The sequence below is a fragment of the Allorhizobium sp. nf9_anc genome, assembly GCF_056323085.1.
In genome coordinates this window covers 2,077,844-2,103,352 of sequence record NZ_CM150481.1, presented here as the reverse complement: position 1 = coordinate 2,103,352, position 25,509 = coordinate 2,077,844, and the positions used below count along the sequence as shown (strand labels likewise).

The window sequence follows — 25,509 nt, the reverse complement described above, 5'->3', positions numbered from 1 at the left end:
TGCCCTGTAGGCAGCGCTCACCTGTTATCCAGCTCAGCCCTCACAAGCCTCAAGCCCCGTTCGGTGATCCGATAAGGCTTTCCCTGTTTCGAGCTGATCGCCTTCAGGCGTTTCAGCCGCCGGAAGAGTTCGATGTCGAAGCCGGGATAGAGCCAGCCGTCTCGGGAGAAGCACAAGGCCTTCTCGATCTTGCGTCTGTCATCGCGGTGGAGTTCGATCCATCCGCCCTGAGCCATGAGATGAAGGATACGCTGATCCGTGCGGGAAATGTCCATGGTGTGATGTCCGGAGAAGCGCGCTGAAAAGCGCGCATGAAAACGTGTCCGGCGCCGCGTGGCGTCGGGGCTTCGTTTTCTGGCCCTGGCCGTACGCTCCCAAAGGGGCGGGGCAGGGCCTTTACCGGGACTCGGACAAACCGAACATCAAAACTCCTGTAGACGGAATGCAGATAACATGGCGCCGACTTTCGCGTCCATTGCGTTGAGGACACACACTCTGGTCAAGAATCATCACTGGTGTTTTACTGGTCACAACGAAGAGGTGAGGATGGTCACGATCCGCAAGGCTCGCGAGGGCGACGCAGGGCTCCTGACGGAGATCGGCATGCGCGCCTGGCGCAAGGCGATGGCCTCGGTCGGCGAGGCTGCCGAGATGGCCGCCAACGCCCGCGATGCCTTTGCGCGCTTTGCGGAAGAGGGCTGGATCACCATCACGATCGTCGACGCATCAGGCATCCCCGCTGGCTGGGCCGCCCGGGAGGACATGGATGAAACGATCACTGACTTCTGGATCGATCCGCATTTTGAGGGGCGGGGTCTCGGCACGGCTCTCCTTAATGCGGTGGAGGAGGGCATGAAGGCGCAAGGCTTCTCCGTCGCCCGGCTCCAGACCCACGCCATGAACGGTGATGCGCTGAAATTCTTCGAGAAGCGCGGCTATTCGGTGAATTGGCTGACGGTCAGCTACAATCCGAAGCTCGATCGGGATGTGCAATCGGTCGGTCTTTCGAAGTTGCTGTCGGACGAAGGCGGCACCGGCTACGGCCAGGAATTCTGAGAGAAGCGCATGAGGCCGAGCGCTGCCAACGCGATGATCTGGATCGTCAGCATCGCCGGGACCAACCAGTTGAACGGTGCCTTGCGCGTTTTGTGACGAAACAATCGCTGACCGATGAAGGCGCCGAGGGCCCCGAACAGAATGATCGCGATCACAAGCCGTCGCTCGGGCACGCGCCACAGGCCACGGATCGCTGCGCGCTTATCGAGACCGAAGAGGCCGAGCACGCCCAAGTTCCAGGCAATGATGAGGATGCCCAGCAAGGCTGGCAAGGGGAGTGTGGTGACAGACATGATGCTTCCTAGCCCGTGATGCCTTAATGTTTGACTTCGCTTGGCTCAGTCCTGAAACGCAGGCTGTTGAGGCCTCTCCAGCCTTGCACCTTCGGCCCAATTGCTCTACCTCACGAGACAACACGTCCACGCATGACACGAGCATCCGATGACCCTGGTAGACACCCGCACGCCCGATCCGAAACGCTTCATCCCCGGTGCCACCGGTGACTGGGAAGTCATCATCGGCATGGAAGTCCATGCCCAGGTGCTGTCGAATTCCAAGCTGTTTTCCGGCGCCTCGACCGTCTTCGGCAATGCGCCCAATTCCAACGTCTCACTCGTCGATGCCGCCATGCCCGGCATGCTGCCCGTCATCAACGAGGAATGCGTGGCCCAGGCCGTGCGCACCGGTCTCGGCCTGAAGGCGCAGATCAACAAGCGCTCGATCTTCGACCGCAAGAACTACTTCTATCCGGACCTGCCGCAGGGCTACCAGATCTCGCAGTTCAAGGATCCGATCGTCGGCGAGGGCAAGATCATCATCTCGCTCGGCCCCGACCGCCAGGGCAACTTCGAGGATATCGAGATCGGCATCGAGCGTCTGCATCTGGAACAGGATGCCGGCAAGTCGATGCATGACCAGCATCCGACCATGTCCTATGTCGACCTGAACCGTTCCGGCGTCGCGCTGATGGAAATCGTGTCGAAGCCCGACATGCGCTCGTCCGACGAAGCCAAGGCCTATATGACCAAGCTGCGCTCGATCGTGCGTTATCTCGGCACTTGCGACGGCAACATGGACGAGGGCTCGATGCGCGCCGACGTCAACGTCTCCGTGCGCAAGCCGGGCGGCGAATTCGGCACGCGCTGCGAAATCAAGAACGTCAACTCGATACGCTTCATCGGCCAGGCCATCGAATACGAAGCCCGTCGCCAGATTGCGATCCTTGAGGATGGTGGCTCGATCGACCAGGAAACCCGTCTCTTCGACCCGGGCAAGGGCGAGACCCGCTCGATGCGCTCGAAGGAAGATGCGCATGACTATCGCTATTTCCCCGATCCGGATCTGCTGCCGCTCGAATTCGACGACGCCTTCATCGAAGCGATGAAGAAGGACCTGCCGGAACTGCCCGATGACAAGAAGGCACGTTTTGTTGCCGAACTCGGCCTCTCCGTCTACGACGCTTCCGTGCTCGTTTCGGAAAAGGCGATTGCCGATTACTTCGAAGCCGTGGCCGACGGTCGCGACGGCAAGACGGCCGCCAACTGGGTCATCAACGACTTGCTGGGCGCCTTGAACAAAGCTGGCAAAACCATTGAAGAGACTCCGGTTTCGCCCGCCCAGCTCGGCGGCATCATCGACCTGATCAAGTCTGAGACCATCTCCGGCAAGATCGCCAAGGACCTCTTCGAGATCGTCTTCAACGAGGGGGGTGACCCAGCCGAAATCGTCGAAACCCGCGGCATGAAGCAGGTGACCGACACCGGCGCCATCGAAAAGGCCGTCGACGAGATCATTGCCGCTAACCCCGACCAGGTCGCCAAGGTGCTGGCCAAGCCGACGCTTGCCGGCTGGTTCGTCGGCCAGGTGATGAAGTCGACCGGCGGCAAGGCCAATCCGCAGGCCGTCCAGGCACTCGTCAAGGCCAAGCTCGGCATCGTCGAGGAGTAAGATCGGTGTTCTTCGTCCGCACGGCCAACGACCGGGATGTCGAACCGCTCCGCGCCCTGCTGACGCAGAGTTTCCACGCGACCTATGACCGGTTCTACGGACCGGCCAAAGTCGCCGAGCTGATCGCCGCCTGGCATTCGCCGGCCGAGATCAAGCGGCGTATTCACGTCAAGGGCGGCGAATATCTCGTCGCCGACGACGGCAAGCGGATCGGCGGCATGGCCTTCGCGGCAGTGTCGGAAAAGCTGACCAAGACCGCAATCCTGCACCAGCTTTACGTCCATCCCGACCACCAGCGCCAGGGCATCGGCCGCGATCTCTTCGCCGAGATCGAGACCTGCTTTCCCGATGCCGAAATCCTGCGGCTGGAAGTCGAGCCTCAGAACGCCGGCGCGATCGCCTTCTATGAGGCGCATGATTTCGTCGAGGTCGACCGTACCGAGAACTGCGGCGGTCCCGACAGCGGGATCGAGGCTGTGATCATGGAAAAGCCGCTCAAGTGAGCGGCTTTTTTCTTGTCTGCCTTTCGCTCAGTTGAAGGGCGGTTCCGTCACCTTGCCGTCTTCGTCGATCAGTTGCACGGCCGTGCACTCGATGAGGCCGTCTTGCTTGGCATTGCTGCAGGCGAGGTCGGCGGCCTTGATGGCGAGTTCCTTCGTCTGCCAGCCGCAAGAGAATTGGTGCCAGTGTGGCCCGCCATCGGCCATCATGAAGATGTCGACGCTCCAGTTGCCGGGAGAACAGACCGCATTCACCTCGCAGGCCTCGACCGTCCCGCCGCCCTCGATGCACTGCTTGACGGCGCAGTCGATGGCGCTGGCCGCATCCTTTTCCGCGCAGAGCCCGGAGCTCATCTCCGGCGCCTGCACATAGGCAATCGCCTTGCGTCCGCCCTCCTGCGCTTCGGCCGCCATGGCAGAAAGGGTTACGCACAGAATTGTCACCAGTCGTCGCATGCCTGTCATCAAGAAGTCCCCCGGGATCGCTATGGAAAGCCTAACTAGCGCAAGGACAGGGTAGGCATGCAAGTGCAAACAGCGACGATCCGGGAAGCCACCGAGAATGATCTAAAGGCGATCATCGCCCTTTTCGCCGATGACCCGCTCGGCGGCCATGGCGACACCACCCATCCAGAGGCGCTGCCCGACTACCGCGCCGCCTTCCGCAAGATCGCGACGTCCCCGAATGAAACGCTCTATGTCGCGGAGCTTGACGGCGAAGTCGTCGGCACCTTCCAGACCATGGTGACAACAACCATGACGGCGCGGGGTGCATCCTCGCTGATCGTCGAGGCCGTGCAGACACGGGCCGACATGCGGGGCAGGGGCATCGGGGCTGTCATGATCAATTTCGCCATCGACAAGGCCCGCGCCGACGGCATGCGTCTCGTACAGCTTACCTCGAATGCGGTGCGCACGGACGCTCACCGCTTCTACGAGCGGCTCGGCTTCACGCCCTCCCATATCGGCTTCAAGTTGAAGCTGAAATGAAGGGGGTGCGACGGGGAATCACTGGACAAGCCGAGAGTGAGGCGGCATAAGCGAGACAGGATCGACAAGGCCGTCCTGCGGCCTGCGGTAATTGCCCAAGGATACACGATGAAGCAGCTTCTCTTGCAGATCTTCACCTGGTGGAACGGTCAGACCATGGGGACCCGCTTCTTCACCTGGCGTCATGGCAAGCGCGTCGGCGAAGACGAGTTTGGCAATGTGTACTATGAAGGCCCGATGACGAGTTGGGGCCAGCCGAAGCGCTGGGTCATTTACAACGGTTATGCCGAAGCCTCGAAGATTGCCTCCGGCTGGCACGGCTGGATGCATTACCGCACCGACACCCCGCCGTCGAAGGAAGACTACAAGCCTCGCGAGTGGGAAAAGGCGCATCGCCCGAACCCGACGGGCACGGCTGCCGCTTACCGTCCGCAGGGTTCCATCTCCGCCACCGGCGAGCGTCCGCGTGTCACCGGCGACTACGACGCATGGACGCCGGGCGGCTGATACCCGATTTGGCCATAATCCGGCATTAGGGCCTCTTGAACGAGGCCCTTCTTGTATCTGGCTTCCGGTCGATTTGGGCCAGTGGATCCACGAAAGCGAGCGTGACGATGAAATTGAGTGCATGGGCATGGGCCGTTCCGGTTATCGGACTTGCCGCCGCAGCATCAGTCGGCTTGGCCGGCAAGGCCGATGCCGCCCGCCTCGAGAATCCCGTCGCCGAATTCGCCGGCATCGACAAGATCACCGGCCGCATCACCACATTCGACGTCTATGTCAACGAGACGGTCCAGTTCGGCGCCCTCCAGGTGACGCCGAAGATCTGCTATTCGCGTGACGAAAGCGAAGCCCAGAAGATCGATGCCTTCATCGAGGTCGACGAGATCACGCTCGACCGCAAGATCCGCCGCATCTTCTCCGGCTGGATGTTCGCCGATAGCCCGGCACTCAACGCCGTCGAACACCCGATTTATGACGTCTGGCTGACCGGCTGCAAGACGACGTCGGAGGTTCCGCCACCGCCGGGCGTCGAGGCCGTGGCAAAGCCGGCTCCTGAGCCCGCCAAACCGGCTTCGGCGACAGCGCCGGCACCGACCACCGATCCGACACAGCCTGCCACAGACCCGTCCCTCGCGACTGTCCCGGGCGGAGATCCCAACCAGACGGCTTTGCCGCCGCTTGATGCGCCGGTGGAAGTCCCCAGCGAGGTGATCGGCGGCCCTCTGCCGGAGGCTGACATCCTCCAGCAGGACGATCTGGTCCCTGAAGGCCAGCCCCTGCCGCCGCCGACGACCCCTGTGACCCCACCTCCGGGCGTCGGCCTCTTCTGAGGCCATCAAGGTCGGCCAAGCCAGGCGCGATAGCTGCAATCCCGGACCACCGGACGGGGCACGTGTTTTTCCCGCAAACCGCCCTTCGACCGGTCTGTGACCGGAGAACAAGGGTTCTCGGATAAACGACAGCGGCTCCCTGCCGGCGCCTCAACTGCAAGACGCTTCGTGGTTGACTTCCTCCCCAATAGGGAGAACAAGAAGCGAACGAACAGGAGTTCTCCCATGTCTCTCTCCGAAAAATTCATCGTCCTGCCGTTCAAGAAGAACCGCGGCAACATCGTGCCCGGCGAGATGCGGCAAGCCTCTAGCGCCGCCTCGGCAGAGAAGATCGCCACCGCTATGTCCGCCCGCCACCTTGGCGTTGCCGCCTATTCCATCCAGGTCGACGAGGAGAGCGGCGACATGACGAGCCCCAAGCTGATCATCGCCTTCGGCGAAACGGCAGACCTGACCGTGAACTGACGGAGCCTTCACGTGCCCCGGAGTGACGTTTCTGGGTTGCTACTTGTCGTTTTTGATAGCAAGGATTCCGGCAGAGATTTTCTGTCTCAATTGGGCTGATATGAGAAATGACTGACCCTGTGATGCAGTCCACAACGACGGCTGGTTCCGTTGACAGCATGGTAGGCGAACTGACGGCGGCTGATCCGCTGTTGGTCGGCAACGACGCATTTCTTGCAGCGGTCCTGAGTGGCTGCGGTGACTGCATCAAGGTGCTCGATCTCCAGGGCCGCCTGCAGTTCATGAGCGAAGGCGGCAAGCGGGTCATGGAAGTCGACGATTTCGCGCCGCTCAAGGGCTGCCCCTGGCCGGATTTCTGGAGTGGCGATGGCAACACCGCCGCCAGGCAGGCCGTGGAAGCGGCAATTGCCGGCAAGCCCTCCCGCTTTGTGGGTGAAGCAAACACCGTGAAGGGCAACAGCCGCTTCTGGGATGTTCAGGTGGCGCCGATCTTCAACGCCGATGGCAGTCCTTCCCACATCCTGTCGATATCCAAGGACATCTCCGACGTCACCGATGCCCGGCAGCGGCTCGAGCTATTGAACGGTGAACTGCAACACCGCATCAAAAACACGCTCGCCGTGGTTAGCGCTATCGCCCGTCAGACGCTGAAAGGCGACGATATCCGCGATCGTCGCGATGCCTTTACCGGCCGCTTGCAGGCACTCGCCGAGGCCAATGACATGATTTCGACCAAGGCCCTGCAGGATGCACCGATCCGTGCGGTGGTCGAAAACGCGCTGCGCCCGCATGTGCAGAGTGAGCAGCGTTTCTCGATTTCAGGTCACGATCTTGACCTGACCGCCAAACACGCCCTGACGGTAGCGCTCACCATCCACGAGCTTGCCACCAACGCCACCAAATACGGCGCGCTTTCCGATGGCAATGGCAAGATTGACATTCGCTGGCAGGTCGATCGCAAGGCGGACAATCCCGACGAAGCCTTCCAGTTCGTCTGGCAGGAAAGCGGCGGACCGCATGTCCATCTGCCCAAGACGGAAGGATTTGGTTCGAAGCTCATTTCGCGGATCTTCGCCGCCGATTTCGACGGCCAGGTCAGCGTCGAATACCTCCCGACCGGCCTCGTCTGCACGATGAGAGCGCCGATCCCGCAATAAGCGGGATCACGGCGACCCTGTGCAGCCGGCGCTCGATTCGGGTGGCGTCACCTGGAGTGACTGGAAATCTCATCGGGGAGGAAAGCCATGACCGTTGCAAAGAACACCATCTGCATCTGGTACGACCGCGACGCCGAAGAGGCGGCGCGCTTCTACTCGACCGTGTTCCCCGACTCAGCGGTGAAAGCCGTTCATCGCGCCCCTTCTGATTATCCCTCGGGCAAGGCGGGGGACGTGTTGACCGTCGACTTCACAGTCGCCGGCATTCCGTGCATGGGCTTGAACGGCGGCCCCGCCTTCAAGCACTCGGAAGCCTTCTCCTTCCAGATCTCGACCGAAGACCAGGAGGAGACCGACCGCTACTGGAACGCCATCGTCGGCAATGGTGGTCAAGAGAGCGCCTGCGGCTGGTGCAAGGACAAATGGGGCATCAACTGGCAGATCACGCCGCGAACCCTGACCGAAGCCATGGCTGCCGGGGGCGCGGAGGCGAAGCGCGCCTTCGAAGCGATGATGGAGATGGGCAAGATCGATCTGGCGAAGATCGATGCCGCTAGACGGGGATGATTGCCCCACTCAACACAAGGTCAGCCACAACACCCCGCCATAGGTGATCAGCGTCGACACAAGGGCTGCCGCCTGCAGCATGCCCGCAATCTTCATCAGCAGTTTCGCCTCATCCGTCTGCGGTTCACCGAGCGTTCGCTTCCCATACCAGTGAAGCCCGCCGATCAGCACCAGCACCAGGACGAGCATCACTGCCAGAAGCAGCCGCAGCCCCGAGATTGGTCCGAATTCGATCTGGTGCCAGCCGAGGTGGCAGCCGGTCGCCTGGGCGGCGTAGAGCAGTAGGAAGGCGCCGGCCCAGAGCACGAAGCCTGTCAGCAGAAGTACAAAAGCGGGAGCCTTCATCTCATCGCCCTCCGATCCCGGTCAGGCTTTGCAGCACGAAGGGGAAGGCAAGCCCGATGAGGCCAGCGACCGCCGTATAGTCGTGCCAGAGCTGACCGATCCTGAGGTCCAGCACCCGCGCCGGCCCGATAAACCCGGCTCGCCAGCGCCACAGCCCATAGAGTGCCAGCACTGCCCCGATGCCCGTATGCAGTACCACATAAGCGGCAACCGCAAAGGCAGCGGCTGAGGCGGCATGTCCCGTCGGTGCCGGGATCGACATCAGGATGACGGCAACGGCTGCAACGCTTGCGAGATGGGCTGCAAGCGCAAGCGAGAGGCTCGCGACCGTCCGGCCCGGTGTCCCGTCGGCGAGCCGTCCGGCGACGGCGGCTGTAACCAGCGCCAGTCCCCCGACCAGCGAGGGCGCCACGAAGGTGAAATCGAGATCCGGCGGCGGCCAGTTCGGGGCGGAAAGCCACAGGAAGAATGCGCCGAAGATGAGCGAGGTATAGGCCGTTGCATCCGCCGCAAGCGCAAAGACGACAGCCCACCACGATGGTGGTTGCGCCACTTCCTGGTGATGCAGTGCCCGTTCGCCAAGGCCGATGTCCAGCGGGCCGATCTCCTGTTTCAGCCCCGTATCCGGCGTCCAGAGGAAGAAGAAGATGATGACGGCGACGAGGGCGACGGGCGTCAGCCAGTAGAGCTTGGTCAGCAGGCTCGCGAAGAAGACGGCTGTCGCGATCGCCGTCCAGAGCGGCAGATAGGTCGGACGGGGCAGGATCACGACATGGTCGAGCCGCCCGGTCACCATGTCGACGGTGAGCGTTTCCATCCAGCCATTGCGCACGAAGCCGAGATAGCCACCCCCAGCGGCAAGCTCCGGGCCAAGGGTCTGCGGCTCGAGCGCATCGGCGCGGCGGTCGATATGCGGCAGGGAGCCGAAATTGTAGGACGGCGGCGGCGTGGGTGTTGCCCATTCCAGCGTGCCGGCCTCCCAGGGATCACGGCGAAATGGTCGGCCGTGACGAATGAGCATGATCAGGTCGAGCGCCACCAGCGCAAAGCCGATGGTCATGACGAAGCCGCCGACCGACGAGATGAAGTTCAAAACCTCCCATCCGGCCGCCTGCGGATATTCGAACACCCGTCGCGGCATGCCGCGCAGGCCCGTCAGGTGCATGATGAAGAAGGTGACGTTGAAGCCGATAAAGATCAGCCAGAAGGCGGGTTTCGACAGATGCTGCACCGGCTGGCGCCCGGTGATGTGCGGCAGCCAGTAATAGGCCGCTGCCATCATCGGAAAGACGAAGCCGCCCACCAGCACGTAATGCAGATGCGCCACGACGAAATGCGTGTCATGCGCCTGCCAGTCAAAGGGCACCATCGCCAGCATGACACCGGTGAGGCCGCCGGCCACGAAGACAAAGAAGAACCCGAACACATGCAGCATCGGGATCGAATAACGCGGCTTGCCATGCGCCATGGTGGCAAGCCAGGCAAAGATCTGGATCCCCGTGGGGATGGCAACCAGCGCGCTTGCCGCCGAAAAGAAGGAAAGCGCCACATGCGGAATGCCCACCGTATACATGTGATGCACCCACAGCCCGAAAGACAGGAACGCCATGGCAACGATCGCCGCCACGATCAGGCCGTAGCCTTCAAGTCCCGTGCGCGACAGCACCGGGATGATGGTCGAGAGCGCGCCGGCGGCGGGTAGGAAGATGATGTAGACCTCGGGATGGCCGAACAGCCAGAACAGATGCTGCCAAAGCAGGGGATCGCCGCCCCGCGTCGGGTCGAAGAAAGGCAGGTCGAAGGCCCGTTCCACTTCGAGCAGGATCGAGCCGAGGATCAGCGGCGGAAAGCCGATCAGCATCATCGCCGCCACCACCAGCATGTACCAGGCAAAGATCGGCATGCGGGTGAGCGACATGCCCGGTGAGCGAACCTTCAGGATGGTCACCATGATCTCGATGGCCGCAGACAGCGCCGAAATCTCGACAAAGGTAATGCCGAGCAGCCAGACATCGGCATTGATCCCCGGCGAATAGGGCCTGGACGAGAGCGGCGTATACATGAACCAGCCACCATCGGGCGCAATGCCAAACACTAGCGCTGCGACCAGGAAAGAGCCGCCGAAGAGATAACACCAGTAGCCATAGGCGGACATGCGCGGGAAGGCGAGATCGCGTGCGCCCAGCATCTTCGGCAACAGATAGATCGCCAGTCCCTCGAAGAAGGGGATCGCAAACAGGAACATCATGATGACGCCATGCATCGTGAAGACCTGGGCATATTGGGCGGCATCGAGGAAGGCGCTGTTGGTCGAGGCAAGCTGCGCCCTGATGAGCATGGCGAGCACGCCACCAATGGCGAAGAACACCAGCGCCGTCACCATGAAGCGCATGCCGACGACATTGTGGTTCACGGCCGAAAACCGTTGCCATCCGCGCCCCGATCCCCAGATCGCATCCAGCTGATGGTGCAGCCGGATCGCCGACCCTGGTGTCTGATACCCGGTCTCGGGTCTGGCGTCGGTCATGGTGCGGGCACTCCTGCGGAAAGCGCGGTCAGGCGTTGGCGGTAGACTTCGGGCGGATGGGCCTCGACGGCAAAGCGCATGCCGGTATGGCCGGTGCCGCAATATTCGGCGCAGATGCCGCCATAGCGCCCCGGCACATCGGCCCGGATGCGCAGAACGGTCTCATGTCCCGGCACGGCATCGATCTTTCCGGCAAGCCTGGGGATCCAGAAACTGTGCACGACATCGGCGCTGGTGACCCGAACCTCGACCACGCCACCAGCCGGAATATGCAGCGTCCCGTCGGTTGCGATATCGGCGCCCATGTCAGGATAGCCGAACTCCCAGCGCCACATGGCGCCGCGCGCCTCGACGCGGGCGACAACAGGCTCGTTTTGCCAGGCGCCGATCAGATATTCCCCTTGCGCCATGCCATAGGTCATCAACGCGATGAGCACGGGAACAGGCAGGAACAGGCCGCCGGCAATCATCCAGCCCTTGGGCGAGAGGCTGCGACCGAAGCCTGGTTTGAAGAAGACGAGGCAGAAGAGGACAAGCACCAGCGACAGGATCAATCCGGCCCCGAAAAGCATGATCCACCAGAGATTGGCGATCGCACCTGCATAAGGCCCGGCCGGATCAAGTGCCGAGAGATCGCCGGAACAGGAGGTGAGAAACAGAGCGCCCAGAGAGAGCGGCGCAAGGCGATGGAACATTCCGCCGGTCACCGACCTTTTCCCCGCAAACGGAGAACCCCCATGGCCGAAATATCTCAGACCGACGCTGCCAATCCCGTCATTGAACAGCTGGAAGAAAAGGACAAGACCTCCGCGGTAGCCGTCGCCGGTCATCCCTTGCATGCGATGAGCGTGCATTTCCCGATTGCCCTCGTCTTCGGCACGCTCGCCGTCGATGTCTTCTACTGGTTCACGGCGGACCCCTTCTGGCTGCGTGTCGGCCTCTGGTCCTCCGGCACGGCCTTTGGGGCGGGTGTCGCCGCGGGCCTCGTCGGAACGGCGGAACTGCTGCTCGTGCCTGGCATTCGCGCCCGCGCCGCCAGCTGGGCTCATGCGATTGCGGCCATCACCCTGATTTCGGTTGCCGGTGCAAACTGGGGCCTGCGCCTCATCGATGCAAACGTTGTTCTGCCGCATGGGATGTTGCTCTCGGTTCTGGCAGCCATTCTGACGGGGATTGCCGGCTGGCATGGCGGCAAGCTGATCTTCGATCACGGTATCGGCCTCATGGTGTCGCCCAAGGATTGATCGGATCGAGCAGGCGCTTCAGCCCACCCGGCTCGTACATCACTGCCGGGAGGGAGACCTGAGGCGCCTCCTTGGCAAGCACCAGCACCAGGATCGCCAAAACAACGGCGCAGCAGCTTGCGGTCGCCAGCACAAAGCGCCAGGCCGGATAAACCTCGCCGTCCTTGAACAGCCGGATCACCACCAGCCCCGAATAGACGTGGAACATTGACAGCAGGCCGACAAAGGCGAGCTTCCAGGAAAACCATGGGGAGAACACATCTCTCAGGAAGCTGAGGCCGATGCCGCTTGCGACCGCGATGAAGGCCGCCGGCGAGATCAGCGCCACGAAGGCAAAGCGCGTCATGCGCTGCATGCGATAGAGCGCATCATCGCTTGTCACATGCGCCCGCTGCACATAGAGGCTCGGAAGGCTGATCAGCCCGGCCGTCCAGATGGCGATGGCCGCAATATGCACGAACTTCAGAAGCGCAATCATCAGCGTGGCGCCTCGCTATCGAAGCTTCGCCCTGCAAAGACGCTGCGCAGTCTGAGCAAAGCGGCCAGCAGATAGGGAAGGGCGGCCGGCACCCACATCAGAAGTCCCGCCAGCTGCTGGTCGGCAAGCGGCGAAAGCCCGAAGGGATGCGTCGTATCCATATGCGCTGCAAAGAGGGGCTCGCGCGAAAACGTGAGAAGTGCCCCGAGCATGCCCATCTGGATCGTGGTGCCGAGCAGAAGCGCAAGCGCTGCCCCCGCCGAGCGACGCGGTGACAGAATATCCGCCCAGAGCCAGAGAGCAGAGCCTATCAGCGTCAGCTCCATCAACCAGTAGGCGGCAGGCGAGGAGAGGGCGAAGAGATAGGGACCCGGCGCATGCCAGACCCACATCAGGATCGTGTGCACGATGAACGAGAGTTGTGCCGGCAGAAGCTGGCGCTCCCTCGAGCGTGGCGGGATCGACAGCACGACGAGCGGCGCAAGGAAGGTCACGAGGAGGATGTGATGCAGCACTCGTGCCGAAAACAGCGCGGATGCCAGCGCGCAGAGCGGTGACACGAAGGCGATCAGCATGACGACAAGGGCGGTGATGGCCGCCAGCCGCTGACGCCCGTTGTCGGCGGAAATGACCAGCAGCGCAAAGACGGCGCCGATGGCGGCGAGCAGCGGCGGATCGAAATTCCAGGTGCTCCACAGTGTCTCAGGCGACGGCGCGGGGCCGCAATAGATATCCAGGTTCATGCTTGCCACCCCAGTCCGGCGTAGAATTCGTCGTTTGCCCCGAGCACACTGTCCCCCCGCGGCACTTGCGACCTTTCGGCGCAACACGCGCGGAGCGACATTGTTCCATCTTTTGATGTCTGGTCCGGATTTCGCCGGTCCGCTGGGGCGGATCAGCCGAGGCGTTCGATCCGCACAGGCACCGACTTGTAGGCCGGAGTCTTGGAGGCGCGGTCATGGTGGGAGAGGGGCACCAACGGATTGAGCTCCGGATAGTAGCCACCGACACAGCCATCCGGCAGATCGAAGGGAAGCACTTCCAGCCCGCCGACCCGGCGGTCGATACCGTCCCCGGCATCGGTGACCAGCGTCACTCGTTCCCCGACCGTCAATCCGTGGCGCTCGATCTCGCGAGGGCTGATCAGCAGCACGTCGCGCTTACCCTCGATGCCGCGCAACCGGTCGCTATAGCCATAGATCGTCGTGTTGAACTGGTCGTTGCTGCGCATGGTGATCAGGCTCATCCGGCCCGGTGCCGCATCAAAACCGGTGGCAGAGAGCATCTCGGGCGTGACGAACTCCGCCATGCCACTCTCCGTCTTCCATTGCCGCTCGCGGGCGGAATTGCCCCGGTAAAAACCACCGGGCGTGAAGATCCGGGCATTGAAGTCCTTGAACTGGTCCGGATAGGTCTGCTCAATCAGGTCCCGCACCAGAGCGGTATCCCGCGCCCAGCGGCTCCACATCATCTTCGGGTTTTCCGGCAGCGTCGCCTGGGCAATCCGGCTGACGATCTCGATCTCGGACTTCAGCTGATCGCTCGCCGGCTTGCGCTTGCCGACGGAGCCGTGAACCGAGCTCAGACTGTCCTCCATCGACACCACCTGCGGCTTGCCGGTCAGCAGATCCATCTCGCTGCGACCCAGGCAGGGAAGGAGATAGGCGACCTCGCCATTGATCAGATGACCACGATTGAGCTTGGTGGCGATCTGAACCGTCAGCCGCATACGCGGCCAGGCTTCCTCCATCGCCCGCTGTTCCGGGATCGCCCGCAGGAAGTTGCCGCCAAGCCCGATGAAGGCGGTCACCTCGCCCTTTAGGATCCCTTCGCAGGCCTCGACCGTGTTCATGCCCTTTTCGCGCGGCGGCTCGAAATCGAAGAGCTCTGCCAGCCGGTCGAGCGGCACCAGTTCCGGCTTCTCGGCAATGCCGACCGTGCGCTGCCCCTGCACATTCGAATGCCCGCGCACCGGCGACATGCCGGCCCCCTTGCGCCCGATATTCCCCTTCATCAGCAGCAGGTTCATATAGGTCGCGATATTCTCGAAGCCGTGCACATGCTGGGTGAGCCCCATGCCATAGATGCCGATGGTGCTGTCAGCCTCGACATAGACCGCGCCCGCCGCCTCGATCGCCGCCCGGGTGAGCCCGGAAACAGCCTCGATCTCCGACCACTCGACCTGCCGCACGCGCGCTTCGAACGCTTCGAACCCGACCGTATGCTCGGCGATGAAGGCGCGGTCGATAACCGCGCGATTATCGGCTTGCGCCGCATCATCGGCGGCGAGCACATGCTTGCAAAGCCCGAGTAGCACGGCGATATCGCCGCCCGGCTTGACCTGATGATACTGGCAGGAAAGCTCGGTCTCGCGACCGCTCACCATCGCCACCGGATCCTGCGGATTGATCATGCGCTCCAGCCCGCGCTCACGCACGGGGTTGAAGGTCACGATCCGGCAGCCGCGCTTCACCGCCGCCTGCAGGTCATGCAAGAAGCGCGGGCTGTTCGAGCCGGTATTCTGGCCGAAGAAGAAGATCGCATCGCAATGCTTGAAATCATCGAGCACGACAGTGCCGACAGGCGAGCCGATCACCTTCTTCAAGGTGACCGACGTTGTCTCATGGCACATGTTGGAGCTGTCGGGCAGATTGTTGTGGCCATAGGCCCGGGCAAACAGCGCCCAGCAATAGGCCGTCTCCAGGCTCGCCCGCCCGGAGGTGTAAAACACCGTCTTCTTCGGATCCATGCTCCGAAGCTCCTGCCCGATCGCGGCAAAGGCCTCATCCCAGGAGCAGGGCACATAATGATCGCTCGCCCGGTCATAACGCATTGGGTGCGTCAGCCGCCCGAGCTGCTCGAGATCGTAATCGCTGAAGGACTTGAGCTCCGTCACACTGTGCCGGGCAAAGACGTCTGGCCCCGCCTTCCGCCCGGTCAGCTCCCAAAGCGTTGCCTTGGCGCCGTTCTCGCAAAACTCGACGGGTTTGTGGTCGGCCGATTTCGTCCAGGCGCAGGAGACACAGGCAAAGCCACCCGGCTTGTTCTGCTCCAGAAGGGTGGCGATGGCCCCCGGGCTGATGCCTTCCTTGCCAACGATCCGGGCAATCCCGCGAAGCGACCCCCACCCACCGGCCGGTCCATCATACGTCACCGTCGCATCATTTTTTGCCATCGTCTGCTCCCTTCGCGTCTGGTGCTTCGAAGGGGGAACGACTGGGGAAGAGTTTGGTTGCGCGGGTGGGGAAGACTGCATATTTCACGAGCTGCACCGGGGCTACAAACACGTCCGGCAGTGTTCTTAGTCCAGTCTCCCGCCGCCATCGCGCATTACGGCGCCTTGACTCGCAGTCTGTAAACTTGCAACCATTCGTATAAGTAGGGGGAGCATATGCGTCGTTTTGTAATAGTTGCGGTGCTGTCGTTCGGCACTTTTCCGGCATTCGCTGATGTTGAAGCGGACCTTTCTCGTTGCAAGACGGAGGCGGATTCCCTCAAGAGGCTTACATGTTACGATGCGATAGATACCTCCATCGCTACGGGAAAGGTTGCGGCGCCTGATGGTGACGGGAATAGAAGCGCTGGCCAGATCGAGTTGGTGAATGTGGCGCTGCGGGTGCAAGAAAAGGACTTTGACAAGCAAGTTTTCAATCGCCGGGTGGAGTTGCAGCCAACGTTTAAAAATGCCTCAGGTAAAACCTTGGTCGCTGTCGAGCACACCCTCCAGATCAAGGATGCATTCGGAGTTCTTATCATTGACGGGACTTCACAACTAGACATCAAGATTGCGCCAGGGGGAACAGCCGAAAGCGACTCTTTTTACTTTTGGCAAGACAATCCTTTTATTTCAAATGAGCCTTTTGACAAACTGCAGGGGCCTGTATCTACCGGCGTAGCGAAAGCGATACTGCGGGTGACCAAGGCGGTGTTCGCTGATGGTAGCATCGAGAGTTATTGATTTGGCCTAGCTTTGAGCGTCACCTAAGCCAATAGCCATTCAGAGGCGTGCTAAGCATCGAACTTCATTCCCCGTCGTGTTCAGACCGTGTTTTGCGGACTGGACGGATCGCCCCCATTGCGCTAGCCGAGTGTGGCGACCCCGTGTCTGGAGTATCCGATGGCGCTTCCCACGATCTTCTCGCCTTCCCAGAACTGCTGGCGCATCGAGAAAGCCGACGAGTTTTCGATCCTCATCGATGCCAATGACTATTTCGCCTCGGTCCGGGCGTCGATGATGGCGGCCAAGCGGTCGATCTTTTTTGTCGGCTGGGATTTCGATGCGTCCATCACGCTTGGTCACCCCAAGGTCGATGATGGAGCCCCGCGTGGGGTGGGGGACTTCCTCCTCTGGCTTGCGCGTCGCACGCCGGGTCTCGAAATCAGGATCCTGCTGTGGAGCCCGGCACCGCTCGCCAGCTGGGCAAGGCCGTCCAACCTTCCCTATCTTCTGCGCTGGAAATGGAACCGGCAGATCTCCGTTCGCCTGGATGGCAAGCACCCTTTGGGCAGCTCCCATCATCAGAAGATGCTGGTGATCGACGATGCCGTTGCCTATTGCGGCGGTATCGACGTGACGCTCGATCGATGGGACACGCGCGAGCATCTCGACGACAATCCCGACCGCCGCCGCCCCAACGGCAAGCCCTATGGTCCCTGGCATGACATATCGAGCCGGTTCACGGGGCCGGCCGCCCATGCGCTCGGCGAACTCTGTCGCCAACGGTGGACCCGCGCAGGCGGCAAGGACGTGCCACTGGTGGAGACGGTTCCGACCCCTGAGGACAGCGCCCCGCACTTCTCCTTCGGCACGGTCGACCTCGCCATTGCCCGCACAAGTCCGGCCTATCAGGACGAGACCGCCGTCACGGAGATCGAGCATCTCACGATCGACATGATCAACGCCGCCCAACGCATGGTCTATGCCGAGAGCCAGTACTTCGCCTCGCGCGCCGTGGCGCAAACGATCGCACGAAGGCTCGCCGAGCCGGATGGGCCGGAATTCGTCCTGATCAATCCGACCACCTCGGACAACTGGCTGGGCCAGATCGCCATGGACACGGCCCGCGCGCGCCTCGTCGAATCCCTGCGCCGCCACGACAAGTTCGGACGTTTCAGGATCTATCACCCGATCACGGCAAAGGGTCAGCCGATTTACGTGCACGCAAAGCTGATGATCACAGACGACCAATACCTTCGCGTCGGCTCGTCCAACATCAACAACCGATCGATGCGCTTCGACCAGGAATGCGACGTCGCCCTGGAGGCGGGCAATTCAGAACAGCTTTCCATGAGGATCGTGAGCTTCAGGAATGATCTGCTGGCAGAGCATCTGGGCACTACGCCTGACGCCATCGATCAGGCGATCCATCAATTCGGCTCGCTGATTGCCGCAATCGAGATGCTGCGGGCGCAGAATGCAGGATCGCATGTCGAGACACTGAAGCCGTACGAGACCCCCGAAATGTCCGACATCGAACGCTGGCTCGCCGACAACGAGATCCTGGATCCGGAAGGATCTGAAGCGGTCTTTGAGCCGATCGAGAAGCGGGGGCTGTTTCGGGGGAGGCTGAAGCGGCCGAGGAGGCGGAAGGCCGGTTAGGCGACGCTCATCTAAAGGCTTCAGCGCAAGGATTTCGGTGAGCCGCGCCAGATCCTGCGCCCCATAAAGCCGCCAGTTCTTCTCCGTCCGCCGAGGAGCAAGAAGCCCCGTCGCCTCATAGATCCTGAGCGCCCGCACGGTCAGTCCAGCGCGCTTGGCACACTGCGCTGCCGGTCAGTCAGATCCCGTTTGTCCAGTCGTCAGCCATGTCACCTCCGTCATCGGTTGAGACGGTTTTAGGCTATGACCTTGGGTCCGGCTCAAGGAGAAAATTTGAGGGAGCGGTCGGCATTTGTGCGTGGGTAGATTTACTGTGTGCCAGCCCATCACTGGAGCTTGATGGCATCCCTGAGAATTCGAATCGTCTCGGAGACAGAGGGGCCTTCTATGGCAGGTGGATCGGCGCGCTCGCAAAACTCCCGCCACACGAAGAATGTCAATTCTGCCCCATCTGTCGGTGTTTCGCCCGGACCCTCGGCAAATTGCCCAAGCGCTCGATAGCGAACGTCCGTCCAGAAAAGCTCCTCGACCCAATCGTAGATCGGGATGGCGTGAAAGTGGATCGGATAGCCCGGCGAGTGGCCGTATCGGGCGATGTACACCCGGCGAGCACCGAGGCCCATCAGTGCGGACTGCACCCATGCGAACACCCTGCCCATGTTTGCCAGCGCATCTGCGGGCAAGTCTGAGAGGTCATTCGTCTTCTGCAAAGAGGCAATCATGAGATATCCGGGCAGCGCAGAATTGACGCGATGGTTGATCGACCAGCCGGAGGTTTGAGCAATCACGTATTGGGCGGGGATTTCGGGTGCGTTTGCCATGCCGCGATCAGGCCCTCAAATGCAGGACGACGGGTTCCGACACCGTTAAAGGTTTTTCGAGTCGGAATCTTCGTTCCTGAATAAAGTTCTTTGGGCTAAAGACAGTGTAAGTCCCAAGGATGAAAAAAAATAACCTGTAAATATGTTCGAAAAAAGTAGATCGTAGGGATGAATAATTCGAATTGACGATAGAACAAACGGGAAGCCTATTTCTTCACTTAAAACAAAATACTGAACTACCAAGAAGGCAGAGGATAAAGCCATGTTGTTCAGAGATACTCTCAGAGATGGAGCGCCCTTGCTAAAAAATGGGATAAGGACGCATATTGCGCTTTGTATGATGAAATAAATGGAATTTAGAACATAATTTATATTGAAAACAAAAGAGAAAGCGAAAAACAGCAACGGAATTACAACGGCCACGATGACAATTTTTAATTGAAGGATTGTGATGTCTTTATTCTGTGGCGTTGGCATTTTGGGCGGCCGCATTGTTTAAACGAATTCATCAAAAAGAAGTTTGATTTCGGTAGGTTGTGGTTCCTTCGGATTGTCAAAGATTCAAGACGGCTCCAAATTGCTAACCAGTTACACTGGGCAATCATAGCTACACCCACCCTCAAAACCTAACCGTCTCGCTCTCCATCGCCTTGTCCAGCAACAGCCCATAGGCTTCCTTCGGGATATCCACCGCCCCGAACGTCTTCAAATGCTCAGTGGTGAACTGCGTGTCGAGCAGCGTAAACCCGCGTTCTCTTAAGCGCTCCACGAGGTGCACGAGGCAGATCTTCGACGCATTCGTACGCCGCGAAAACATGCTCTCGCCGAAAAACGCAGACCCCAGCGAAACCCCGTAGAGACCGCCGACCAGCTCCTCGCCCTCCCATGCCTCGACGCTGTGCGCATGGCCGAGGCGATGCAGGGCGCCGTAGAGTTCGCGGATGGTCTGGTTGATCCAGGTGCTCGGCCGGTCAGGCGCGGCTTCGGCGCATTTGTCCACCACCTGGTCGAAGGCGGTGTTGAAACGGATGTCGAAGGGGCGTTTACGGATCGCCTTGGCCAGGCTTGAGGAGACGTGGAAGTCGTCGAGGGGAATGATCCCCCGGATCTCCGGCTCGACCCAGAACAGTTCGGGGTCGTCGGCGGCATCCGACATCGGGAACATCCCGATGGAATAGGCGCGCAGCAGGAGCTCCGGCGTAATGCTTCGGTCCCTGCTGCGTCGCCCAGCCATTGTCTTTACTTGGCCGAGGTTTCGGCCAGGTATTTCTCCAGCCAGTGGATGTCGTAGTCGCCATTGGCGATGTCCTGGTTGGACACGAGATCCTGGAAGAGCGGCAGCGTCGTCTTGATGCCGTCGACGACGAATTCGTCGAGCACGCGGCGCAGACGCATCATGCATTCGACGCGGGTGCGTCCATGCACGATCAGCTTGCCGATCAGGCTGTCATAGTAAGGCGGGATCTTGTAGCCGGCATAGGCGCCGGAATCGACGCGAACGCCAAGACCACCCGGTGCATGGAAATGCGTGATCGTGCCGGGCGACGGCACGAAGGTGCGCGGATCCTCGGCATTGATACGGCATTCGATGGCGTGACCGGAGAAGACGATCTCGTCCTGCGTGACGGAGAGGCCGGCGCCGGAAGCGACGCGGATCTGCTCATGCACGAGGTCGATGCCGGTAATGGCTTCGGTGATCGGATGCTCCACCTGCAGACGGGTGTTCATTTCGATGAAATAGAACTCGCCGTTTTCGTAGAGGAATTCGATCGTGCCGGCGCCCCGGTACTTCATCTTCTTCATGGCTTCGGCGCAGATCGAACCGATCTTCATCCGCTGCTCGACATTGAGGGCAGGGGAATTCGCCTCTTCCCAGACCTTCTGGTGGCGGCGCTGCAGCGAGCAGTCGCGTTCACCGAGATGGATGGCGTTGCCCGCACCGTCACCGACGATCTGAACTTCGATATGGCGAGGCTTGCCGAGATACTTTTCCATGTAGACGGCGTCGTTGCCGAAGGCAGCGAGCGCTTCGGAACGGGCGGTCGAAACGGCCTCTTCCAGCTCTTCTTCGGTCTTGGCCACCTTCATGCCGCGGCCACCGCCACCGGCAGTCGCCTTGATCAGAACGGGGAAGCCGATTTCGCGGGCGATCTCCAGCGCGTTTTCCGGCTTCACTTCGCCGGCAGAACCCGGAACGACCGGGATGCCGAGTTCGACCGCGGTCTTCTTCGCCGTGATCTTGTCGCCCATCAGGCGGATATGCTCCGCCGTCGGTCCAATGAAGGTGATGCCATGGGCATCGAGAATGTCGGCGAACTTGGCGTTTTCCGACAGGAAGCCGTAGCCCGGGTGGACTGCGTCAGCACCGGTGATTTCGCAGGCCGCGACGATCTGGTGGATGTTGAGATAGCTGTCGCGCGACGGCGGCGGGCCGATGCACACGCTTTCGTCGGCAAGGCGCACATGCATGGCATTGGCGTCGGCGGTCGAATGAACCGCCACGGTCGCAATGCCGAGCTCCTTGCAGGCGCGAAGCACGCGCAGCGCGATTTCGCCTCGGTTGGCGATGAGGATCTTCGAGATACCGCTCATCTGATCACTCGATGATCACGAGAGGCTCGCCGTATTCGACCGGGCTTGCATCATCGATAACGATCTCGACGACCTTGCCGGACTTGGGCGAGGGGATCTGGTTCATGGTCTTCATGGCTTCGATGATCAGCAGCGTCTGGCCTTCCTTGACCATCTGGCCGACTTCGACGAAGGCGCGCGCGCCCGGAGCAGGCGACAGGTAAACGGTACCAACCATCGGTGCGGTGACAGCGTTGGAGAGGTCGCGGGCGGCAGGGGCAGCGGGTGCAGCGACGGCGGCCGGAGCAGCAGCCTGTGCGGCCGGCGCCTGGAAGGCATAGCCCTGCATCTGCTGCGGCATCATCACAGGGGTGCCGTTGCGCGAGACGCGGATGCGCAGGTCGTCCTGCTCCACTTCGATCTCGGTGAGATCCGTGTCGTTGAGGATGTTTGCGAGATCGCGGATCAGCTTCTGATCGATGCCCGACTTCTTTTCAGCCATGGGTGGATGTCCTGTATTCCTGTTATTGCGTGATTGTTTTCAGCGCCTGAAGCGCCAGGATGTAGCTATGAGGTCCGAAACCGCAGATGACGCCCTTTACCGCGGGCGCTATCATCGATTTGTGGCGGAATTCCTCGCGTGCATGCACGTTGGAAATATGCACCTCGATCACCGGGATCGGCGAGATGGCACGGATCGCGTCATGCAGCGCGACCGAGGTATGCGTATAGGCGCCAGCATTGAAGGCGACGCCGGCAGCCTTGTCGGCAGCCTCATGCAGCCAGTCCACAAGGGTGCCCTCGTGATTGGACTGGCGGAAGTCGATGGTGAGGCCGAGCTCGGCACCGGCGGCGATGCACTCCGCCTCGATGTCGGCGAGCGTCTTGCCGCCATAGATCCCGGGTTCCCGCTTTCCCAGCATGTTGAGATTGGGGCCGTTCAGCACGAAAATGGTTTTGCTCATCTACGCTTCCGTCGACTTTCAACCGCCTCCTATAGACCGAGAGCCCCTGCAGGGAAAGCCCTTTGCCGTGATCACGCCAAACCGTCCCCGGAAAACCGGGGAAGGGTTAAGATCGGAGGGTAAGGTGGTGCAGGATCTGTCTCAGCAGGTGGCCTTGCCGCAGGTACGGATATTGGCGACCTTGGCCTCGATCGCTTCTTTTCCGACGGCACCCGGAACGGTCTCGTCGCCGATCACGTAGGAGGGCGTGCCAGTGATGCCGAGGCTGGTCGCCAGCTTGTAGGCTTCCTGCACCTGGTCGGTGTTCGGGCTTTCTTCCATCTTGGCGCGGATCGCCTCTTCGGCAATGCCAAGCTCGCCGGCAATGGCAATCGCGCTCTCTTCCGAGGCGCGGCCGTCCTGGGTCATCATGGCGCGGAAGAAGGCGCCGTAATCGTCAGGCGACAGCTTGCGCACGGCATCCGACACCTTGTGGGCCGCTTCACTGTCGGGTCCGAGGATCGGGAATTCCTTCAGGACGTAGCGGACATTCTTGTCCTCTTCGATCACGGCTTCCATGTCGGCATGGGCACGGCGGCAATAACCGCAATTGTAATCGAAGAACTCGACGACGGTGACGTCGCCCTTCGGATTGCCGATGGCCAGATCATAAGCCGAGTTGAAGATCGCATCCTGATTGGTCGAGAGAGCCTCGGCCGAGCGCTGCGAGCGGATCTCGTCCTGCTTTTTCTGCAGGGCGTCCTGTACCTCGAGCATGATCTCCGGGTTTTCGATCAGGTATTCGCGGATGAACTCGCCGAATTCCTTCTTCTGCGCCTCGTCAAGCGCGCTTGCCGGAAGCGGCATCAGGGCCGGGAGAAGCGCGATACCCGCGCTGGCGATCATCTTGAATTTCAGGGCCATGTCGTTCCTCGTCCTTGCTGCCGTCTGTCGTCTTCAACCACAGGCGTTTCATCCCGCAGGCCGGCTTTCGCCCAGCCTAAAGCCTGATGCTTTCCTGCGGAATGGCTTTTTTGCACCGCCTTGTCCAGCCTCTCCATTGTGATGCCACGCGCTTTGCGGCAAATGTCTGGCATGTGACCGAGGAGCCTTCCGTTGATTTCCATTTCCAAGCGCAGTGCTGTCGAACCCTTCCACGCCATGGATATCCTGGCGGAAGCCACCCGCCGGCGGCAGGAAGGGCGCCCGGTCATCTCCATGGCCGTCGGCCAGCCTGGCCATCCGGCACCCCAGGCAGCGCTTGAAGCCACCCGCAAGGCACTGGAAGGCGGCCGCATAGGCTATACCGATGCGCTGGGCATGACTGGCCTTCGCCAGGCGCTCGCCGAGGAATACCGCCGCCGTCACAATGTCTCCGTCGACTGGACCCGCATCGTCGTCACCACCGGCTCGTCTGCAGGCTTCAACCTCGCTTTCCTGTCGCTGTTCGACGTTGGCGATGCCGTAGCGATCGCAAGGCCCGGCTATCCCGCTTATCGCAGCATCCTGTCAGCCCTCGGCCTGAAGGTAATCGAAGTCGCCGTCGGCCCGGACACCGGCTTTACGCTCACGCCGGAAAGCCTGGAAAAGGCGCAAGCCGAGGCGGGTGTCCGCCTCAAGGGCGTGCTGCTCGCAAGCCCCGCCAATCCGACCGGCACCGTGACGACCAAGGCGCAGCTGAAGGCGGTCTATGACTATTGCCAGGGGCAGGGGATCACGCTGATCTCCGACGAGATCTATCACGGCCTGACCTATGGTTCGGAAGAGGCGACGGCGCTGGAGATCGGCGACGATGCCGTCATCATCAACTCCTTCTCCAAATACTATTGCATGACGGGCTGGCGCATCGGCTGGATGGTGCTGCCGCAAGAGCTGGTGCGCCCAGTCGAATGCGTCGCCCAGAGCCTTTATATCTCGGCCCCGGAACTCTCGCAGATCGCAGCGCTCGCGGCCCTGAGCGCGACCGACGAGCTGGAGCACTACAAGGCCGCCTGCCAGGCCAACCGCGACTTCCTGATGGCCCGCCTGCCGGCGCTTGGCCTGCCGCTGCTCTCGCCAATGGACGGCGCTTTCTACGCCTATGTCGATGCTAGCAGCTTCACCAATGACAGCATGGGTTTTGCCAGGCGCATCCTCGCCGAAACGGATGTGGCGGTCACACCCGGCCGCGACTTCGACCCGGTGGAGGGCCATCTGGCGATGCGGCTATCCTACGCCGGCACCATGGCGGAGATGGTCGAGGCGACCGATCGGCTGGAAAATTGGCTCCCGAAAAGCGCTTAGGCATTGAGCGAAATGGATTCACGATCAACGGCTTCGCGCGAGTTTCTGAATCAGAGTGAGAGCCAGGTGATTCAGTCTCTGAAGTCAGTGGCCTGAACTGAAAGGGGATCCGGACATGACAATCAAGCGGATCACTTCGCTCGCCGCGGCGCCTGACATTCTGACCGAACGCACACGTCTGCGGGCCCACCGCGTCGACGATTTCGAGCCGATGGTCACCATGTGGCAGGAGGAAGCCATCTATCGCCACATCACTGGCCGCCCCTCGACCGCGAGCGAATCCTGGTCGCGGCTTCTCCGCTACATCGGCCATTGGCACGCGCTCGGCTTCGGCTACTGGGTGATCGAGGACCGGGTGAATGGCCACTATATCGGAGAAGCGGGTTTCGCCGATTTCCGTCGGGACATGGATCCGCCGCTCGGGCCGGAACCCGAAGCCGGCTGGGCCCTGGTGTCATCTGTCCATGGCCGCGGGCTTGCGACCGAGGTCATGCTGGCTGCCCACGCCTGGATGGACGCACACAATCCTCATGACCACACGCTCTGTATCCTGGCGCCGGAGCACGCGGCATCGATCCGCGTGGCCGAGAAATGCGGCTATGCCCACGCCTATGACACCACCTTCGCCGGTGGTCCGACATCGGTGATGAAACGCGCACGTCTCCGCGCCTGATTGGCCGG

Annotated in this window: 28 protein-coding genes and 2 pseudogenes; 14 read left to right on the top strand and 16 right to left on the bottom strand. The window is 61.3% G+C overall.

Annotated features, from left to right (window positions below):
- Nucleotides 1–17 precede the first annotated feature (17 nt).
- On the bottom strand, nt 18–275 hold the full coding sequence (locus AC02Y0_RS10140) for a YjhX family toxin (protein WP_054150665.1): 258 nt from the start codon (nt 273–275) through the stop codon (nt 18–20).
- A 271-nt stretch (nt 276–546) separates the two neighbouring features.
- Between AC02Y0_RS10140 and AC02Y0_RS10135 the strand changes: the two genes are divergently transcribed.
- Nucleotides 547–1,056, top strand: a complete 510-nt coding sequence (locus AC02Y0_RS10135; protein WP_476383717.1) for an N-acetyltransferase family protein — start codon at nt 547–549, stop codon at nt 1,054–1,056.
- On the opposite strand, the gene AC02Y0_RS10130 is transcribed toward AC02Y0_RS10135, so the two are convergent.
- The gene (locus AC02Y0_RS10130) at nt 1,038–1,349 is read right to left on the bottom strand and encodes a DUF1294 domain-containing protein (protein ID WP_476383716.1); all 312 of its coding nucleotides are present in this window, start codon (nt 1,347–1,349) and stop codon (nt 1,038–1,040) included. The genes AC02Y0_RS10135 and AC02Y0_RS10130 overlap by 19 nt on opposite strands.
- Before the next feature lie 148 nt (nt 1,350–1,497).
- Between AC02Y0_RS10130 and gatB the strand changes: the two genes are divergently transcribed.
- The gene (gene gatB / locus AC02Y0_RS10125) at nt 1,498–3,003 is read left to right on the top strand and encodes an Asp-tRNA(Asn)/Glu-tRNA(Gln) amidotransferase subunit GatB (RefSeq protein WP_476383715.1); all 1,506 of its coding nucleotides are present in this window, start codon (nt 1,498–1,500) and stop codon (nt 3,001–3,003) included.
- Nucleotides 3,004–3,008: 5 nt separating this feature from the next.
- Entirely contained in the window at nt 3,009–3,506 is a 498-nt protein-coding gene (locus AC02Y0_RS10120; RefSeq protein WP_476383714.1) for an N-acetyltransferase family protein, read from the top strand.
- A 27-nt stretch (nt 3,507–3,533) separates the two neighbouring features.
- Here AC02Y0_RS10120 and AC02Y0_RS10115 read toward each other — a convergent pair whose 3' ends face one another.
- Nucleotides 3,534–3,968 (bottom strand): hypothetical protein, encoded by a 435-nt coding sequence (locus tag AC02Y0_RS10115; protein WP_476383713.1) that lies wholly within the window; start codon nt 3,966–3,968, stop codon nt 3,534–3,536.
- A gap of 57 nt (nt 3,969–4,025) precedes the next feature.
- Here AC02Y0_RS10115 and AC02Y0_RS10110 point away from each other — a divergent pair, with 57 nt between their 5' ends.
- From AC02Y0_RS10110 to AC02Y0_RS10085, 6 genes and pseudogenes are all read left to right on the top strand, one after another.
- A complete protein-coding gene (locus tag AC02Y0_RS10110) occupies nt 4,026–4,493 on the top strand; it encodes an N-acetyltransferase family protein (RefSeq protein WP_476383712.1) in 468 nt (155 codons plus the stop codon).
- Between the two features lie 108 nt (nt 4,494–4,601).
- The gene (locus AC02Y0_RS10105) at nt 4,602–5,000 is read left to right on the top strand and encodes an NADH:ubiquinone oxidoreductase subunit NDUFA12 (RefSeq protein WP_102019722.1); all 399 of its coding nucleotides are present in this window, start codon (nt 4,602–4,604) and stop codon (nt 4,998–5,000) included.
- Nucleotides 5,001–5,107: 107 nt separating this feature from the next.
- Nucleotides 5,108–5,542: pseudogene (locus AC02Y0_RS10100) on the top strand (DUF2155 domain-containing protein); the annotation flags it as partial.
- 510 nt (nt 5,543–6,052) lie between these two features.
- Nucleotides 6,053–6,292, top strand: a complete 240-nt coding sequence (locus AC02Y0_RS10095) for a hypothetical protein (RefSeq protein WP_076395840.1) — start codon at nt 6,053–6,055, stop codon at nt 6,290–6,292.
- A gap of 107 nt (nt 6,293–6,399) precedes the next feature.
- Entirely contained in the window at nt 6,400–7,449 is a 1,050-nt protein-coding gene (locus AC02Y0_RS10090) for a sensor histidine kinase (protein ID WP_476383711.1), read from the top strand.
- A gap of 87 nt (nt 7,450–7,536) precedes the next feature.
- On the top strand, nt 7,537–8,016 hold the full coding sequence (locus tag AC02Y0_RS10085; protein WP_476383710.1) for a VOC family protein: 480 nt from the start codon (nt 7,537–7,539) through the stop codon (nt 8,014–8,016).
- A 9-nt stretch (nt 8,017–8,025) separates the two neighbouring features.
- Here the strand turns inward: AC02Y0_RS10085 and AC02Y0_RS10080 are convergent, their stop codons facing one another.
- Genes AC02Y0_RS10080 through coxB form a run of 3 tightly spaced genes read right to left on the bottom strand, consistent with a single transcriptional unit; the run spans nt 8,026 to nt 11,595 of the window.
- Nucleotides 8,026–8,361: a hypothetical protein gene (locus AC02Y0_RS10080; protein WP_476383709.1), complete on the bottom strand. Its 336-nt coding sequence runs from the start codon at nt 8,359–8,361 to the stop codon at nt 8,026–8,028.
- 1 nt (nt 8,362) lies between these two features.
- Nucleotides 8,363–10,888 (bottom strand): cytochrome c oxidase subunit I, encoded by a 2,526-nt coding sequence (ctaD, locus tag AC02Y0_RS10075; protein ID WP_476383708.1) that lies wholly within the window; start codon nt 10,886–10,888, stop codon nt 8,363–8,365.
- Complete coding sequence (coxB, locus tag AC02Y0_RS10070; protein ID WP_476383707.1) at nt 10,885–11,595, bottom strand: cytochrome c oxidase subunit II; 711 nt, start codon at nt 11,593–11,595, stop codon at nt 10,885–10,887. Before coxB ends, ctaD begins: the two co-directional genes overlap by 4 nt.
- 30 nt (nt 11,596–11,625) lie before the next feature.
- On the opposite strand from coxB, the gene AC02Y0_RS10065 reads away from it, so the two are divergent.
- Nucleotides 11,626–12,132, top strand: a complete 507-nt coding sequence (locus AC02Y0_RS10065) for a DUF2231 domain-containing protein (RefSeq protein ID WP_476383706.1) — start codon at nt 11,626–11,628, stop codon at nt 12,130–12,132.
- Here the strand turns inward: AC02Y0_RS10065 and AC02Y0_RS10060 are convergent.
- The 3 genes from AC02Y0_RS10060 to AC02Y0_RS10050 all read right to left on the bottom strand — a co-directional run bounded on the left by AC02Y0_RS10060 (nt 12,110) and on the right by AC02Y0_RS10050 (nt 15,785).
- Complete coding sequence (locus AC02Y0_RS10060) at nt 12,110–12,610, bottom strand: CopD family protein (protein WP_476383705.1); 501 nt, start codon at nt 12,608–12,610, stop codon at nt 12,110–12,112. The two genes, AC02Y0_RS10065 and AC02Y0_RS10060, sit on opposite strands and share 23 nt — an antisense overlap.
- Entirely contained in the window at nt 12,610–13,353 is a 744-nt protein-coding gene (locus AC02Y0_RS10055) for a cytochrome c oxidase assembly protein (protein WP_476383704.1), read from the bottom strand. Before AC02Y0_RS10055 ends, AC02Y0_RS10060 begins: the two co-directional genes overlap by 1 nt.
- A gap of 152 nt (nt 13,354–13,505) precedes the next feature.
- Nucleotides 13,506–15,785 carry an FdhF/YdeP family oxidoreductase gene (locus AC02Y0_RS10050; RefSeq protein ID WP_476383702.1) on the bottom strand — a complete coding sequence of 760 codons (2,280 nt, stop codon included), beginning with the start codon at nt 15,783–15,785 and terminating at the stop codon, nt 13,506–13,508.
- Between the two features lie 216 nt (nt 15,786–16,001).
- Between AC02Y0_RS10050 and AC02Y0_RS10045 the strand changes: the two genes are divergently transcribed.
- On the top strand, nt 16,002–16,568 hold the full coding sequence (locus AC02Y0_RS10045) for a hypothetical protein (RefSeq protein ID WP_476383701.1): 567 nt from the start codon (nt 16,002–16,004) through the stop codon (nt 16,566–16,568).
- A gap of 159 nt (nt 16,569–16,727) precedes the next feature.
- A complete protein-coding gene (locus AC02Y0_RS10040) occupies nt 16,728–18,209 on the top strand; it encodes a phospholipase D-like domain-containing protein (protein ID WP_476383700.1) in 1,482 nt (493 codons plus the stop codon).
- Between the two features lie 78 nt (nt 18,210–18,287).
- Here AC02Y0_RS10040 and AC02Y0_RS10035 read toward each other — a convergent pair.
- The 7 genes and pseudogenes from AC02Y0_RS10035 to AC02Y0_RS10005 form a co-directional block, all read right to left on the bottom strand.
- A pseudogene (locus AC02Y0_RS10035) lies at nt 18,288–18,347 on the bottom strand (hypothetical protein); the annotation flags it as partial.
- 188 nt (nt 18,348–18,535) lie between these two features.
- A complete protein-coding gene (locus AC02Y0_RS10030) occupies nt 18,536–19,030 on the bottom strand; it encodes an HIT family protein (protein ID WP_476383699.1) in 495 nt (164 codons plus the stop codon).
- A gap of 619 nt (nt 19,031–19,649) precedes the next feature.
- Nucleotides 19,650–20,264 (bottom strand): leucyl/phenylalanyl-tRNA--protein transferase, encoded by a 615-nt coding sequence (gene aat, locus AC02Y0_RS10025; RefSeq protein WP_476383698.1) that lies wholly within the window; start codon nt 20,262–20,264, stop codon nt 19,650–19,652.
- Nucleotides 20,265–20,269: 5 nt separating this feature from the next.
- Complete coding sequence (accC, locus tag AC02Y0_RS10020) at nt 20,270–21,622, bottom strand: acetyl-CoA carboxylase biotin carboxylase subunit (protein ID WP_444559499.1); 1,353 nt, start codon at nt 21,620–21,622, stop codon at nt 20,270–20,272.
- Between the two features lie 4 nt (nt 21,623–21,626).
- Complete coding sequence (gene accB / locus AC02Y0_RS10015) at nt 21,627–22,103, bottom strand: acetyl-CoA carboxylase biotin carboxyl carrier protein (RefSeq protein ID WP_102019738.1); 477 nt, start codon at nt 22,101–22,103, stop codon at nt 21,627–21,629.
- A 22-nt stretch (nt 22,104–22,125) separates the two neighbouring features.
- Entirely contained in the window at nt 22,126–22,566 is a 441-nt protein-coding gene (gene aroQ / locus AC02Y0_RS10010) for a type II 3-dehydroquinate dehydratase (RefSeq protein ID WP_102019739.1), read from the bottom strand.
- Between the two features lie 141 nt (nt 22,567–22,707).
- The gene (locus AC02Y0_RS10005; protein ID WP_476383697.1) at nt 22,708–23,469 is read right to left on the bottom strand and encodes a DsbA family protein; all 762 of its coding nucleotides are present in this window, start codon (nt 23,467–23,469) and stop codon (nt 22,708–22,710) included.
- A gap of 192 nt (nt 23,470–23,661) precedes the next feature.
- Between AC02Y0_RS10005 and AC02Y0_RS10000 the strand changes: the two genes are divergently transcribed.
- The gene (locus AC02Y0_RS10000; RefSeq protein ID WP_476383696.1) at nt 23,662–24,828 is read left to right on the top strand and encodes a pyridoxal phosphate-dependent aminotransferase; all 1,167 of its coding nucleotides are present in this window, start codon (nt 23,662–23,664) and stop codon (nt 24,826–24,828) included.
- A gap of 115 nt (nt 24,829–24,943) precedes the next feature.
- Nucleotides 24,944–25,501, top strand: coding sequence for a GNAT family N-acetyltransferase (locus AC02Y0_RS09995; RefSeq protein ID WP_476383695.1), 558 nt, complete (start codon nt 24,944–24,946; stop codon nt 25,499–25,501).
- Nucleotides 25,502–25,509 lie beyond the last annotated feature (8 nt).

Coding starts and splice junctions, on each gene's coding strand:
- AC02Y0_RS10055 (WP_476383704.1), bottom strand. CDS start 13,353: ATGAACCTGGATATCTATTGCGGCCCCGCGCCGTCGCCTGAGACACTG.
- AC02Y0_RS10115 (WP_476383713.1), bottom strand. CDS start 3,968: ATGACAGGCATGCGACGACTGGTGACAATTCTGTGCGTAACCCTTTCT.
- AC02Y0_RS10030 (WP_476383699.1), bottom strand. CDS start 19,030: ATGGCAAACGCACCCGAAATCCCCGCCCAATACGTGATTGCTCAAACC.
- AC02Y0_RS10065 (WP_476383706.1), top strand. CDS start 11,626: ATGGCCGAAATATCTCAGACCGACGCTGCCAATCCCGTCATTGAACAG.
- AC02Y0_RS10110 (WP_476383712.1), top strand. CDS start 4,026: ATGCAAGTGCAAACAGCGACGATCCGGGAAGCCACCGAGAATGATCTA.
- AC02Y0_RS10080 (WP_476383709.1), bottom strand. CDS start 8,361: ATGAAGGCTCCCGCTTTTGTACTTCTGCTGACAGGCTTCGTGCTCTGG.
- AC02Y0_RS10040 (WP_476383700.1), top strand. CDS start 16,728: ATGGCGCTTCCCACGATCTTCTCGCCTTCCCAGAACTGCTGGCGCATC.
- gatB (WP_476383715.1), top strand. CDS start 1,498: ATGACCCTGGTAGACACCCGCACGCCCGATCCGAAACGCTTCATCCCC.
- AC02Y0_RS10135 (WP_476383717.1), top strand. CDS start 547: ATGGTCACGATCCGCAAGGCTCGCGAGGGCGACGCAGGGCTCCTGACG.
- accB (WP_102019738.1), bottom strand. CDS start 22,103: ATGGCTGAAAAGAAGTCGGGCATCGATCAGAAGCTGATCCGCGATCTC.
- aroQ (WP_102019739.1), bottom strand. CDS start 22,566: ATGAGCAAAACCATTTTCGTGCTGAACGGCCCCAATCTCAACATGCTG.
- AC02Y0_RS10095 (WP_076395840.1), top strand. CDS start 6,053: ATGTCTCTCTCCGAAAAATTCATCGTCCTGCCGTTCAAGAAGAACCGC.
- aat (WP_476383698.1), bottom strand. CDS start 20,264: ATGGCTGGGCGACGCAGCAGGGACCGAAGCATTACGCCGGAGCTCCTG.
- accC (WP_444559499.1), bottom strand. CDS start 21,622: ATGAGCGGTATCTCGAAGATCCTCATCGCCAACCGAGGCGAAATCGCG.
- AC02Y0_RS10130 (WP_476383716.1), bottom strand. CDS start 1,349: ATGTCTGTCACCACACTCCCCTTGCCAGCCTTGCTGGGCATCCTCATC.
- AC02Y0_RS10085 (WP_476383710.1), top strand. CDS start 7,537: ATGACCGTTGCAAAGAACACCATCTGCATCTGGTACGACCGCGACGCC.
- AC02Y0_RS10060 (WP_476383705.1), bottom strand. CDS start 12,610: ATGATTGCGCTTCTGAAGTTCGTGCATATTGCGGCCATCGCCATCTGG.
- AC02Y0_RS09995 (WP_476383695.1), top strand. CDS start 24,944: ATGACAATCAAGCGGATCACTTCGCTCGCCGCGGCGCCTGACATTCTG.
- AC02Y0_RS10050 (WP_476383702.1), bottom strand. CDS start 15,785: ATGGCAAAAAATGATGCGACGGTGACGTATGATGGACCGGCCGGTGGG.
- AC02Y0_RS10090 (WP_476383711.1), top strand. CDS start 6,400: ATGACTGACCCTGTGATGCAGTCCACAACGACGGCTGGTTCCGTTGAC.
- AC02Y0_RS10005 (WP_476383697.1), bottom strand. CDS start 23,469: ATGGCCCTGAAATTCAAGATGATCGCCAGCGCGGGTATCGCGCTTCTC.
- AC02Y0_RS10105 (WP_102019722.1), top strand. CDS start 4,602: ATGAAGCAGCTTCTCTTGCAGATCTTCACCTGGTGGAACGGTCAGACC.
- AC02Y0_RS10045 (WP_476383701.1), top strand. CDS start 16,002: ATGCGTCGTTTTGTAATAGTTGCGGTGCTGTCGTTCGGCACTTTTCCG.
- ctaD (WP_476383708.1), bottom strand. CDS start 10,888: ATGACCGACGCCAGACCCGAGACCGGGTATCAGACACCAGGGTCGGCG.
- AC02Y0_RS10140 (WP_054150665.1), bottom strand. CDS start 275: ATGGACATTTCCCGCACGGATCAGCGTATCCTTCATCTCATGGCTCAG.